This is a genomic window from Pseudomonadota bacterium (assembly GCA_018242545.1).
Taxonomy (GTDB): Bacteria; Pseudomonadota; Alphaproteobacteria; order 16-39-46; family 16-39-46; genus 16-39-46.
Genome location: JAFEBT010000011.1, coordinates 24,413 through 36,990, shown reverse-complemented (window position 1 = coordinate 36,990; position 12,578 = coordinate 24,413). Strand labels below are relative to the sequence as shown.

Annotated in this window: 13 protein-coding genes and 1 pseudogene; 6 read left to right on the top strand and 8 right to left on the bottom strand. The window is 36.4% G+C overall.

Features of this window, described 5'->3' with window-relative positions; translation table 11 throughout:
• A pseudogene (locus JSS34_02890) lies at positions 1-82 on the top strand (transposase).
• Positions 83-273: 191 nt separating this feature from the next.
• Complete coding sequence (locus tag JSS34_02885; protein MBS0185286.1) at positions 274-1,704, top strand: DEAD/DEAH box helicase; 1,431 nt, start codon at positions 274-276, stop codon at positions 1,702-1,704.
• Between the two features lie 11 nt (positions 1,705-1,715).
• On the opposite strand, the gene truA is transcribed toward JSS34_02885, so the two are convergent.
• Genes truA through JSS34_02870 form a run of 3 tightly spaced genes read right to left on the bottom strand, consistent with a single transcriptional unit; the run spans position 1,716 to position 3,947 of the window.
• Positions 1,716-2,468 carry a tRNA pseudouridine(38-40) synthase TruA gene (gene truA / locus JSS34_02880; GenBank protein MBS0185285.1) on the bottom strand — a complete coding sequence of 251 codons (753 nt, stop codon included), beginning with the start codon at positions 2,466-2,468 and terminating at the stop codon, positions 1,716-1,718.
• Complete coding sequence (locus tag JSS34_02875; GenBank protein ID MBS0185284.1) at positions 2,455-3,432, bottom strand: methionyl-tRNA formyltransferase; 978 nt, start codon at positions 3,430-3,432, stop codon at positions 2,455-2,457. The genes truA and JSS34_02875 overlap by 14 nt, the downstream gene beginning before the upstream one ends.
• On the bottom strand, positions 3,426-3,947 hold the full coding sequence (locus tag JSS34_02870; GenBank protein MBS0185283.1) for a peptide deformylase: 522 nt from the start codon (positions 3,945-3,947) through the stop codon (positions 3,426-3,428). Before JSS34_02870 ends, JSS34_02875 begins: the two co-directional genes overlap by 7 nt.
• A 479-nt stretch (positions 3,948-4,426) precedes the next feature.
• Between JSS34_02870 and JSS34_02865 the strand changes: the two genes are divergently transcribed.
• Together JSS34_02865 and JSS34_02860 are read left to right on the top strand one after the other, a co-directional pair.
• Positions 4,427-4,651: a ribbon-helix-helix protein, CopG family gene (locus tag JSS34_02865; GenBank protein MBS0185282.1), complete on the top strand. Its 225-nt coding sequence runs from the start codon at positions 4,427-4,429 to the stop codon at positions 4,649-4,651.
• A gap of 1 nt (position 4,652) precedes the next feature.
• Complete coding sequence (locus JSS34_02860; GenBank protein ID MBS0185281.1) at positions 4,653-4,931, top strand: type II toxin-antitoxin system RelE/ParE family toxin; 279 nt, start codon at positions 4,653-4,655, stop codon at positions 4,929-4,931.
• Between the two features lie 151 nt (positions 4,932-5,082).
• Here JSS34_02860 and JSS34_02855 read toward each other — a convergent pair whose 3' ends face one another.
• Both JSS34_02855 and JSS34_02850 read right to left on the bottom strand, forming a co-directional pair.
• Positions 5,083-5,580, bottom strand: a complete 498-nt coding sequence (locus JSS34_02855) for a GyrI-like domain-containing protein (GenBank protein ID MBS0185280.1) — start codon at positions 5,578-5,580, stop codon at positions 5,083-5,085.
• Positions 5,581-5,607: 27 nt separating this feature from the next.
• On the bottom strand, positions 5,608-6,561 hold the full coding sequence (locus tag JSS34_02850) for a pyridoxal-phosphate dependent enzyme (GenBank protein ID MBS0185279.1): 954 nt from the start codon (positions 6,559-6,561) through the stop codon (positions 5,608-5,610).
• A 144-nt stretch (positions 6,562-6,705) separates the two neighbouring features.
• Between JSS34_02850 and rnhA the strand changes: the two genes are divergently transcribed.
• On the top strand, positions 6,706-7,140 hold the full coding sequence (rnhA, locus tag JSS34_02845; GenBank protein ID MBS0185278.1) for a ribonuclease HI: 435 nt from the start codon (positions 6,706-6,708) through the stop codon (positions 7,138-7,140).
• A gap of 319 nt (positions 7,141-7,459) precedes the next feature.
• On the opposite strand, the gene JSS34_02840 is transcribed toward rnhA, so the two are convergent.
• The 3 genes from JSS34_02840 to JSS34_02830 all read right to left on the bottom strand — a co-directional run bounded on the left by JSS34_02840 (position 7,460) and on the right by JSS34_02830 (position 11,131).
• Positions 7,460-7,846, bottom strand: coding sequence for a type II toxin-antitoxin system VapC family toxin (locus JSS34_02840; GenBank protein MBS0185277.1), 387 nt, complete (start codon positions 7,844-7,846; stop codon positions 7,460-7,462).
• A complete protein-coding gene (locus tag JSS34_02835; GenBank protein ID MBS0185276.1) occupies positions 7,846-8,079 on the bottom strand; it encodes a CopG family transcriptional regulator in 234 nt (77 codons plus the stop codon). The genes JSS34_02840 and JSS34_02835 overlap by 1 nt, the downstream gene beginning before the upstream one ends.
• A 253-nt stretch (positions 8,080-8,332) precedes the next feature.
• Positions 8,333-11,131: a hypothetical protein gene (locus JSS34_02830; GenBank protein MBS0185275.1), complete on the bottom strand. Its 2,799-nt coding sequence runs from the start codon at positions 11,129-11,131 to the stop codon at positions 8,333-8,335.
• A 246-nt stretch (positions 11,132-11,377) separates the two neighbouring features.
• Here JSS34_02830 and JSS34_02825 point away from each other — a divergent pair, with 246 nt between their 5' ends.
• Positions 11,378-12,568 (top strand): MFS transporter, encoded by a 1,191-nt coding sequence (locus tag JSS34_02825; GenBank protein ID MBS0185274.1) that lies wholly within the window; start codon positions 11,378-11,380, stop codon positions 12,566-12,568.
• Positions 12,569-12,578: the final 10 nt, after the last annotated feature.

Below are 12,578 nucleotides of genomic sequence, written 5' to 3'. Positions count from 1 at the left end.
TAATCCTTTGGAAAGACTCAACAGAGAAATTAGGCGCAGGACTAACGTTATTGGAGTCTTTCCAAACGATGCTTCTTTCATTTGTGAATAAGAAGGGTATTTAAGATTTTTAAATAGCCCTTTTAATTTTTTTTCCAAACTATTTGAATTTTTCATGTAACACTTCTTAAAAAAAGGATGAATATTTTTAAAATCTGTTTGACAGCAGAAGCTTCCCTCTCTTTAACTAAAAGAAACTTTGTTGTTTCGTGTGAAAATGGTGTTTAATAACATATGCCTTTTGCTGAGTTAGGGTTAAGTGCCCCCCTTATAAGTGTACTTGATAAAGTTGGATTCAAAACTCCAACAGATATTCAAAAACGAACTATTCCGGTTCTTCTTGAAAAACAAGATGTTATGGGATGTGCGCAGACAGGTACAGGAAAGACAGGGGCATTTTTATTGCCTTTAATTGAGTTATTGTCTCGAAAACGTGGTCGTGCACGTATGTCACGCGCTCTTATTTTAGAGCCAACACGTGAACTTGCAGCTCAAGTGTTAGAGTCTTTTTCAACATTATCAGGATCTTTTAAATTATCTGCAGGCTTGATTGTGGGAGGCGAAGGGGCTTCTGAGCAGGAAAAAAAGTTAGATCAAGGCGTTGATGTTATTATTGCAACGCCGGGGCGTCTTCTTGATTTTATTGGAAAAGGCCGGCTTCTTTTATCTGATATTCAATTTTTAGTCATTGATGAAGCAGACCGTATGCTTGATATGGGATTTATTCCAGATATTGAAAAAATTGTCTCTAAACTTCCGTCAAAGCACGTAACGGCCCTTTTTTCAGCAACCATGCCGCCCTTAATTGAAAAAATAGCTTCAGAATTTTTACATAACCCAATTGAAATTCGTGTCAATGCACCCTCTTCAACAGCGCATACCGTAACACAATGGTGTGTCCACCTAGATCTTAATAAGAAAAAGACGCCAACTGCAACGATTAATGCTGAAAAACGAAAAATTTTAAGGCATCTTTTATCTTCTCAAAATATTGAAAGAGCTGTGATTTTTTGCAATCGTAAAAAAGATGTTGATTATTTGTCTAAATCTTTAAAAAGATATGATTTTGATGTTGCAGCTCTGCATGGAGATATGCCCCAAAACAAACGCACTGAAACTTTAGATCTGTTTAGAAAGGGCGATGTTAAAATACTCATTGCATCCGATGTGGCTGCGCGTGGACTTGATATTGAAGACATAACCCATGTGGTGAGTTTTGATGTTCCTTTTAATTCTGAAGATTATGTTCATCGCATTGGCCGAACGGGACGAGCTTCGAGAAAAGGAACATCTTATTTATTTGTGACACAGGATGATCAGGAGCTTCTTAAAAGTATTGAAGCACTTACAAATCAGAAAATTTCTCCTTTTAAAATAGACAAAGTTATTGAAAAAGAAGATCCTCATAAAGCTCAAAATTCCCTTTCAAAGAAGCACCCTAGAAAAGAAGATCTCGGCTCTTCTCAACATAAAAAAGAAATAAAAATGCATGAAAACACTTCAGAACGTTCTTTGAAGAATTCTTCAGAAATTAAAAATGAAAAAATTATAGGATTTGGAGATGAAATTCCTGTGTTCATGAAGAATGGACTTCCTGCATCAATCTTAGCACGTCTTCAACAAAATGATCGCAAAAGCCAACGTTATGGCGAAGTCGAATCATAAGATTCCATAAATTAATACGTCACTTTTGTAAGATAAAGACCATAAGGGGGCGCTGTGGGTCCTCCTTTAATACGATCTCTTGCTTCTAATGCTGCTTGAACATCGAGCGGCGTCCATTTTTTAAGCCCTACAAGAATCAGTGTTCCGACCATGTTTCGGACTTGATGATGAAGAAAAGACTTTGATTCTACCCAAATGTTTAAAATATCCCCTTGTCTTTGAATCTCAAGCTTATCAAGCGTTTTGAGAGGGGAGTTCGCTTGGCACTCTTTTGCCCGAAACGTCGAAAAATCATGCGTTCCGAGTAAAAAATTTGCGCCGCGTTGCATACTTTCCTCATCTAAGTGAGCAGGAACGTGATGGACACGATTTCTCTCAAGAGCAGGAGGAGATCGATGGTTAAAAATACGATAGAGATAAGAGCGTTTTTGTGCTGAAAAGCGTGCGTGAAACTCATTTGATACTTCTTGCGTATTCAAAATAGAAATTGCAGTGTAAGGCAAAAGATCTCGTAAGTGTGCGTTTAAAGCGTTACAAAGGACGAAAGGGGGATAGTTTTTAGGAAGATCAACATGACAGACTTGACCAAGTGCATGGACGCCTGCATCTGTGCGCCCTGCAACTTGCAGAGTTGGAAAAGAAGTTCCTATAAGACGCAAAATTGCTTCTTCCAAAATCCCCTGGACTGAGAGACCTTCTTTTTGACGTTGCCATCCGACAAAGGGTGTTCCATCATATTCCAATACGATCTTATACCGATGCATCCGATATGTCTTTCAAAAAAGTGCCTTGTTCTATTGGAAAACCCCTTAGGAAATCAGAAGCATTTAAGACTTTACCCCCTGGGCGTTGCAGTTTGAGAGGAAGAAAAGCTGTTTGTTCACCACATTGTATTTTAAAAGGGGAAAGGCTCAAAACTTCTCCAATGGTGCCGTGTGAAGTACTGATTTCTGCCGCTGATTCTAACACTTTTAGGGTCATTCCCTTAAAATTAAAAAATGTTCCAGGCCAGGGCGTAAAAGCGCGTACTTTTCTTTCTAAAACAAAAGCTGACTGTTCAAAATTGAGCAAACCGTCTTCTTTTAAAACTTTAGGGGCATAAGTAACATCATCGTGAGATTGATTTTTTGGAAAAAGTTTTCCTTCAAAAAGCCCGGAAAGGCCATCTAAAACGAAAGGGCCCCCCATTTTTGAGAGCTTTTCAAAAAGTGTTTCGCTTGTTTCTTGAGGAGAAATAGGAATTCGCGTCTCAAGAAGAATGGGACCCTCATCAAGTCCTTCTGTCATTTTCATCAATGTAAGACCTGTATGACGATCACCGGCTTCAATGGCTCTTTGAATTGGTGAAGCGCCCCGCCATCTTGGGAGCAGAGAAGCATGAATATTAAGGCATCCGAACGATGGCGCATCTAAGATGGTTTTTGGAAGGATAAATCCATACGCAACAACAAGGACGACTTTAACTTGATGCTCACGAACAAGAGATAGAAATTGATTTTGGACGTCTTCAGATCGAAAAGAAGAAGGTGTGTAAACGGGAATATTATGTTTTAAAGCAAGCAAATGTAAGGGAGAAGGCTGAACATCATATCCGCGGCCACAAGGTCTAGGAGGATTCGTATACACGGCGGCAATTGAGCACTTTTTGTCAAGAAGAAAAGAAAGAATTTTTTCTGAAAAAGTGGGTGTGCCCATAAAAATAATGGGAAAATGAGAAAAATCTACCATCGAACTGAAGAATGATATTTTTTAAGGCGGTTATTAACTTGTTCACGTTTGACTCTTGAAAGATAATCTATAAAAAGAATACCATTTAAATGATCAACTTCATGATGAATACATTTTGCAAGAAGTCCTTGCGCATGAACTTCATGGGATTTACCGTTTTCATCTTGATACCGAAACAAAATTTCTTGAGGTCTTTCTACATATTCATAAATTTCACCTGGAACAGAAAGGCATCCATCTCGAAACCGGACCATTTCGGGAGACGCTTTTAAGATTTCAGGGTTAATAAAGGCGCGCGGATCTTTCGGAAGATTATCTTCTCCTGACTCTAAATCCATCACCACGACACGTTTGTGAATCCCAATTTGAGGTGCAGCAAGCCCACATCCTTGAAAATTATACATTGTATCAAGCATATCCTGAATGAGCGTCTTAATTTCTTTGTCAATGCTGGTTACAGGTGAAGAGGTATCCCTAAGACGCGGGTCAGGGGCGCTTAAAACAGATCGAATCATAAAGGTCCTCAATAGATAAATAAAATCGCATAAAAAGCTTAATTTAATTTACCAAAAAAAAATATGAAAGTCCAGGTCGGTCCTAATTGGTAACTCAATATTTGATAGAAAAAAAGAACATCCACCATAGAGATTTCATAAAAATTGAAAACTTTATAAGAACGAATAGGTAGTCTTGTTTAAATTATAGAAGTAGGCTTTTTAGAAACACCAATGTAGCATTCATATATGCCAACCTGATAAATTACAACTTATGGACTTTATAAAGTCGTTTCTGATAAAAGAGGTTGAATAACTTTATCCTTTTTGTAATACTTGTAATACTATATTAAATAACTTATATACAAGCTTTTTAAGAAGATCCTTTTTTTAAACCATGCTATTTTATGAAAAAATAAAATAGCTTAAAAAATTAAGGGAAATTAAGATGCTACAAAAATCTACATACTGCGTTAAACAGGTTATAAAGGAGATTTTAAATGACTTTAACAGTACGCCTAAAAGCAGACTTAGAAAAACGGCTCAATAAACTTTCAAAGAAAACACATCGATCTAAATCCTCTTTTATGGTTCAGGCTCTTGAGGAATATTTAGCAGATCAAGAAGATTATTATGACGCTTTAGATAGAAAAATGAGACTTGATAAGGAAATTGATAAGCCAATTTCTTGGGATGATCTAAAAGCAGCTTCTGGATTAAGATAAGATGACTCAATTCTGTTGGAAAATAGTTTTCTCTCCTGTTGCAGAAAAAGAATTCAGAAAACTTGATTTTGTTGAAAAAAAACGTATTTCAAAATTCCTTGAAGAAAAAATTATGGTGGTAGATGACCCTAAAATATTTGGAAAAAAATTGACAGGACCTTTAGAAGATTTTTGGCGTTTTCGAGTTTGTAATTATCGTTTAATTGTTGATTTTATACCTCATAATTGGACAATAAGGATTCTTAAAATAGCTCATCGTCGTGAAGTTTATATGTCATAAGCTTTTTAAATTATATATGAACTGATTTTTTCTGTTTTTGAGTTTTATGGGTGAACGGTCTCTAAAATTAGAATTTTCGAGACTGACTTGCCAAACAAACTCGAGAAGAATATTCTCAAAATCAGAAGACAAGGTTTAAATTTTCAGGATTTTATGCGTTGGGGAAAATTCCAATATAGATCTCAACAATTGCGTGCTGAGCGTCTTGCGTGCGTTCATCATAAAGCTCAAAGTCTGTTTTATAAGCTCGAACGCCGCCTAATTCTGCAGGTGACATCTTCCAAATGGCTTGCCACATTTGGATAACAATGTCTGGCATAGGACCTGGGGAAGATGTGAACTTTACGTAAGATCCTCCTTGAATGATTAAAGAGCTGAGCTCAAGGGGAGAAATTTCATTTTTGGGAACTTCGAGTCCAAAAAGGTAATCATAAGCTCCTTTATCCTCATTTTCATAATGAGAATAAGAAGAGATCTGGTGGTTTAAATTTTTAGGATGAGGAATTTTATTTGGAATATTTTCTAGCCAAAATTTTTGAATCAAAGGCCCGATTTTTGCTGTGGCGGGATTAAATTCATCTTTGGTTGAGGTTCTTACTTTGAGCCCCATAATTTCGAAAGGCTCTAAGGTAACAATTTCTTGTTTCATGAAAAATTCCTCCGACTAAAAAGAAAATTAAATTTCAAAGCCCTTATCTTTCATCCAAGCATCGTCAACAAATTTCGTGAGATAATTTCGAATTGCATCTGGAAGAATAACAAGACAACGTTGACCTTTTTTTAAGCTCTGCGCTGCTTTTAGAGCGGCCCAAGCAGCGGTACCAGAGGATCCTCCAACCAAAAGTCCTTCTTCACGGATAAGACGACGGGCCATTGAAAAAGAATCTTGATCATTTACTTTAATATACTGATCAACAAGGGAATTATCGAGAACGTCGGGAAAGAAGTCATACCCGATGCCTTCAACTTGATAAGAGTGAACACATGTTCCCCCTCCTAAAATAGATCCATAAGGATCCACGCCCACAATTTGAATTTTGGGGTTAACGGATTTTAATTTTTGAGAAAGTCCTGTGATGGTCCCTCCGGTTCCAACACCCAAGACCACCATGTCAAGATCAGGGCCCATATCGTCCAGAATTTCTTGAGCCGTATATAGAAAATGCGCTTTTGGATTAGATTCATTGCTGTATTGATCCAGGATATGGGCATTAGGGATTTCTGAAGCGAGCCTTTTTGCAAGAGAAATATGACTATCTGGATCATTATAAGCAGCTTCTGTCGGCGTGCGGTAAATTTTTGCGCCCAGAGCTTCTAACACGACAACTTTTTCATGACTCATTTTTTCGGGCATGGTCACGATGACTTTATACCCCTTTACGGCGCCAGCGAGAGCAAGACCTATTCCCATATTTCCTGAGGTGGCTTCAATGAGTGTATCACCAGGCTTGATGCGGCCTGATTTTTCAGCATCTTCAATCATAAGGTATCCGATTCTGTCCTTAACGGATCCACCGGGATTTAAAAATTCACATTTCGCATAAAGATCTGCCTCAAGATCTTTCCCAATATGAGAAAGTTTAACGATAGGGGTTTTTCCAATAGCGTCGATAATAGAGTCATAAAGCATAAAATTCTCACAAAGTTAGTCAATGACGTTTGATTTTTAATAACGTGGTTTAGAGATCTTGTCAAAGGAAAGCAAACAAACTAGGTTGAATTAAATAATTGAATAAAAAATCAAAATCATTGACACTAAGGAATGATAAAAAGAATGAACCAAATTAAAGTTTATACGGATGGAGCTTGCTCTGGTAATCCAGGTCCCGGAGGGTGGGGAGCGCTCCTTCAATTTGAGAACCATGAAAAAGAGATTTCTGGCTTTGAGCAGCTTACTACAAATAATCGTATGGAGCTTAAGGCTGCGATTGAAGCTTTAAAAATTTTAAAATACCCGTGTCAGGTGGATCTTTATACCGACTCAACCTATGTTCGAAATGGCATTATGCAATGGGTTCATAATTGGAAAATAAACGGTTGGCGAACATCAGATAAAAAACCTGTTAAAAATGCGGATCTTTGGGAAGAGCTTACAAATTTAGCAGAACGCCATCATGTTGTGTGGCATTGGGTACGGGGGCATGCTGGCCATGTTGAAAACGAACGGGTCGACTTGCTCGCACGAAATGCCATTCAAAAGCGTATTTAACCTTTCTAAAATGAAATTAATCAACCATAGAAGCATATGTGCTGCTTTAGCAATTTTTAGCTTCTTCATTTGCCTAGAAAGAAAAAGTCAGCTTTTTCTCTCTTAATATACAGGGTAAAGAAAGGAATTATGGGGAGGATAAAGGAGGGAAAAGGATATTTTATTAACGCAGTTGAGCAACACGGTAATGAAAAAGCGATTGTTAATTATGTAAAACATCAAAGGAAAGAGAAAAATTATGATTTGCTACTTTTTGAAACTCCACTTGTTTTTTTGTTCTAATAAAATTTAAGAAACTTATTTCTATGAAGATCAGCATTCATTTCAAATAAGGAGAAAAGACCGTTATGTCCTTCATAAGATAATCCTTAAGATTTAATGTATATAATGGCATTTTCATTATAAAAGAAGTTGCTGCTATGAGAGCATCTGGTAAAAGAAGTCTGTGAGTGCGATGAAACGTTCTTTTATAAGCACCTGCTTTTTTTGCAATTGCTTCCGTAATTGGACTAAATTCAAAAAAACTTAAGAATTCCTGAACCGTTTCTCTTTCAGTTTCATAAATTCCTGCTTCAATTTCAGCAACCGTTATGACAGAAATAACAAAAGTATGTTTCTTTTTAAGTTTCTTTAAAAAATCTCGAGCTTGTATTTCTCCTCTTAAATGATCAATTAAAACATCTGTATCAAAAAGGATAGGGCTCATTAAAAAAACCTTCTTTCTCTTTCACGCCATTCTTGACGATCAGGTTTTTCTATAGAAACTAAACATCCAAAACTTTTATCAAATACATCATCTGCTTCAGAAATATTGTTATGAGAAAGATAAAAATCTAAAGCTTCTCGAATAAAAGAAGACCTCGTACGTTTTGTTTGATGACATAAAACGTCGAGTGCCTTTATTTCAAAGTCACTTAAATAAATTTGAGTTCGATTCATAAGCCTTATCCTCTAAAATATACACCACATAGATAGTATAATACATTATTTTATGTCTTTTTCAATATCTTTAGTAAAAGAGTCAACAATTCCCGGAACAAGAAATAAGGAAGTGTTATTATAGAATTATGGACTCTTTCAAGCTTAAAAGTCTTAAAGTTTGTGATAAAATAATTAAGGCGGAAGAAGATGTTTTAGCTTAAATAAGCTCAAGCTCTTAAGAAGAGAAATTTACATGTTGTGTTAGCAATTTTTAAGCGGGGTTGGAGAGAAATATAAGCTTTCGTTCAAAATTAATTTTGAGCCCCTTTGATAAAAAGCCAGAATCTGTGAGAAGCATTTTAATTCTACTTTGATCAGCTTCAGAAAAGTCAGCTAATGTAATGAGATTAAACGTTGTGCTCGGATGTTTTGTAAAAAAACCCGCAAGATAAGAGATAAGTTTTTGCCATTGGTCTTCCTGCAGAACAGGAATTTGGGTTTCTCCCTCTGATGCATAGGTATGTCCGTCCATAAAATCCATGGTAAATTCTGTTAAAGATGAGGGTATGGCCTCTACAACATTTCCAAGAGAGCTTAAGGGCACGTAGGCTAAATTAAGATTAGAAAGATGACTCAGATTTGCAAACACTGGTAGTAAAGTCGCTAAGCAGGTATTCGTGGTTGCCTCATCCCTTAAAGGAAAAAGATTGTTATAATGAAAAGCTTGAAGATTTGTAAATTGAGGAAGCCATGTTTGAACAAATGCTAAAAATGGCTCAATTTCAGGACCTATGGGATTTAAATTGGACTCAAGAAGAGAAGATAAAAATGGCTCGATCCAACTCATCTTATTTTCTTGAAAGAGGATCAAAAGCATGCTGCAATAAGGAAAATCTGAGTTTCTTTGATGCGGATTGAAGGGATATTCTAAATCAAGATTATTTATAATATCTGGATGGCGTTTAAATGCTTGACGCATCACTTCAGTGAGGAGAGGATGCTCAGGGAGCAGGATTAAAGCTTCTAAAAGCTCCCCCGTAGAAGGCAATTCATCATTATTAAAAATAGAAAGGATGAGATTTTGGGCAAAGGGAATTAAACTTGGATGATGTGAATAGGCATATTTTATAAGGTCTATTTGATCTTTTAGGGCTGTTAAGTCCAAACTATGAACGAAATTAATTTGATCTTGCTCAGAAAAAACAGGAAGTTTTGTCTCTAAATGAGCAGAAGTTGTATAAGATCCTACGATTTCTGGAGGAAAGTGGCTGGGTAAAAGTGCTTGTTTTCTCCAATCTTTTGGATTGGGATATCGCTTAATATACCCATGACCAGGTTCTCCCAGCTCCATAACAAATTCAAAAGCTTCGACCCCCTCAATATGAAATACAATGGATCCAAACCAATCATTTTTAGAGGGGTAGTATTTCCATTCTTTTTTTGTCCAAGTAAAGGGAGTGCCTTTTTGTCTAAAAAGAGCACAAAGTCTATTAATTTCTCCACAAAGAGCTTCTTCATTGGCGTCAAAAGGGAGTGCGTCTTTGTGGTGTGGGTCATTTAAAACAGCACGCATGACATTTACACCATTGATAAGGCCGGGTGTGACTTCACAGTCATTGGGTTGTCCTTTACCTTGACTTGATTTTGAATAACGGATGTTTGGTAAATTTGAACACCGGGCAGCCCAATCATCTCTCTGGGCTTGAGAAAAGCCCCCATCATTTATATCTTCCTCAAGAATTTGACGCAAAGGGTTATCTTCAGAGAAAATATAAGTTGGGGGTAAGGGAGCTTCCTTTTGTGGAACATGTTTTAAGCCGACTTTTAAAGTATTATAAAAGAGAATTTCACAACAGTCTGAATACCTTACGCTCCCTTTATAACGGGTTTTATAATATCCCACAAAGGGCGGAATACGATTCTCATAGTCTTCATATCCTTGCGAAAGATAAGCAGCCATGGGCACATTCGAAAGATGTGTTTGAAGAGACTCAGGATCATTTCTAATGCCCCAATATTCTTCTTTTGAAAGGCTTGTTTTGGGCATTTTTACTTTTTTAAGAACATCAAGGGGCGTTCCGGTATAGCCATGGAGAAATTGTGCTAAGAAATCATTGCTATCGGTAGGATTGAATTTTTTCCAGAAAAAGATAAAAATAACACGCTGAACCACAGAAGAGGGAAGGGGGGTAGATGGGAGAATTTGTTCTTTTAAAGACGCGAGTAAAACCTCCACAAGGCGAACAGACTTGAATTTGGTTTTTTCTTTTTCATTTTTAAAGCGTGAAAGAACCATGGAAAGCTCTGTTTTTGATGTTCCAGTAAGAGCAGCTTGATAGGATTCAAGTTCATTATCTTCTAAAATTCCTTGCGCAAATAAATCTTTTTCAAGAGAACGAAGGCCTATCCTTTTCATGAGAGAAGTTATAGGAAAATCCCCAAAATGTTCCTTAATTTGTGATTCTTCTAATAGTAAAGGCAAAGCTTCTTCAAAAGATGTGGTAAGAACCATTTTAAATTCATGTAAAAGGAGGGAGAAATAGTCGTTTTGCAGATAGGTTTGGTAATCTTTTTCATCAAGAGGCTTTTTAGGATTTAAAATCTGATACGTCTTTAGCCTAAAAGAAAGGTCATCTTGTGTATCTTTTGGTTTTAAGAGATAGGTTTCCGTAAGATTTAAAAGCTGTCCAAGTTGATGGGATGTAAAATTAGCAACAGGGTCAGAAGATTGGTTTGGGGTTAAGGTTGTGTCATCTGGAGAGGGGAAAAAAATTTGCAGGAGAAGTGCAAGAGCCGTTTGAGGAAATTCCGAAAGTGTAGTGCACTGAGAATAAGGCGGATAGTTAGGATTTAAAAGAGGGCCTAAGTGAGATCTAAAACGAAGATTACTGATAATTTGAATGTTCCCTTGGATCCGAGAAGGTAAAAGATCAGGATTAAATTCTGGGGGAGAAGCCTGCTTTAAAGAGGTGTTAACATAATCATCTAAATTTTCTAAGGACAACCCGAAGGATAAAGAAGGGATATGAAGAATTGTAAATAAGAGAATTAAAAAAAGAAGGCGTTTCATTCTTAAAATTTTTCCTAAAAAGAAAATTAAAATATAGTTTTCATATCATAAAAGAAGAGCTAAATTCAAGAATTAAGGATTGAATCCTATCATAATTCATTGAAATTTATCATGAAAATTTCTCAATCTTTTCTTTCTTATCCCAGATTTGTATGTGTTTTTTAAAAATTAAAAAGAAGATTGTATTAATATTTGACTTTATGTATCCTGCCCTGTTTCGTTTTTAACTGCTCGATAGGACCTCAGATGATTTTCCAAAATAAGCTTTTTGCGCTTCGATTTTTTACAGCAGTTTGTATTAACCTTCTTGCAGGAATGGAAGTCGATCTTTTTGTGCCAAGTTTTCCGGATTTAATGCGGGTGTTTAATTTAACGCCGTTTATGGTTCAATTAACCTTAAGCCTAAACTTTATTGCTTATTGTATCTGTTCTCTTTTTACAGGAGCTTTGGGAGATCGTTACGGGAGACGCCCTGTTCTTTTATGGAGTATTTTTCTCTTCATTATTGGGAGCTTTTTATGCGTGGTTGCTCCCCATTTTTTTATCTTACTTTTAGGGCGTATATTGCAAGGGATTGGAATTGCAGGGCCTGCAATTCTTGGATATCTTGTCGTGGCGGATGAATGCCCTCTTGAGAAACAAGCTTCTCTTATGGGAATTTTAAATGGAATGGTAACCTTCGGTATGGCCTTTGCACCTGTTATTGGAAGTTACATAAATTTTTATTTCAATTGGCGCGCAAACTTTATAACTCTTTTGGGACTCGGGGTGATCGTGTTTGCAACTTCCTTTTGGGCTGTCCCTCAGAAACTTTCAAATCGAAATATTTCTCTTTCTCCAAAAGCGTATTTTCCTCTTTTAAGATCTTTTAAAATATGGATGTTTATGGGAGCCATTATTTTTTTCTGTGTTCCTTATTGGTTTTTTATTGGGATTTCTCCTCTTCTCTACATGGAAAATATGGGCGTTCCATTAAAAGAATTTGGATATTACCAAGGCTCAATTGCTCTGACATTCGGAATGATCTCTTTTACAAGTGGCCTTTTCATCAAATGGTTTGGAAAAAAAGTGTGTTTGAATGTAGGACTCGGGTTATTTTTTGTAAGTTCATTATTTTTATTAGGCCTTGCTTTTTTAGAAAAGCAAACACCCTTTATGATCACGCTTGGAATGCTTTTTTTAGCGGCTGGAATTATTTTTCCGGTCAATATTTTCTACCCAGATTTTCTTCATATTGTTGAGGATTCTAAAGCAAGAAGCGCGGCTTTATTTACATTTTTTAGACTTATAATGACGGCTTTTTTTCTAGAATTCATTAGCGCAATTTATGGGGGTAAGTATTTCTTAATTGGGATTTCACTGTTTCTCATGAGCTTTTTGGGTGTTTTTTTGAGCCTCGGTCTTATAAAGAAAAGGTGGGTTTCGTTTGAGGCTTAGAAAAGATTTT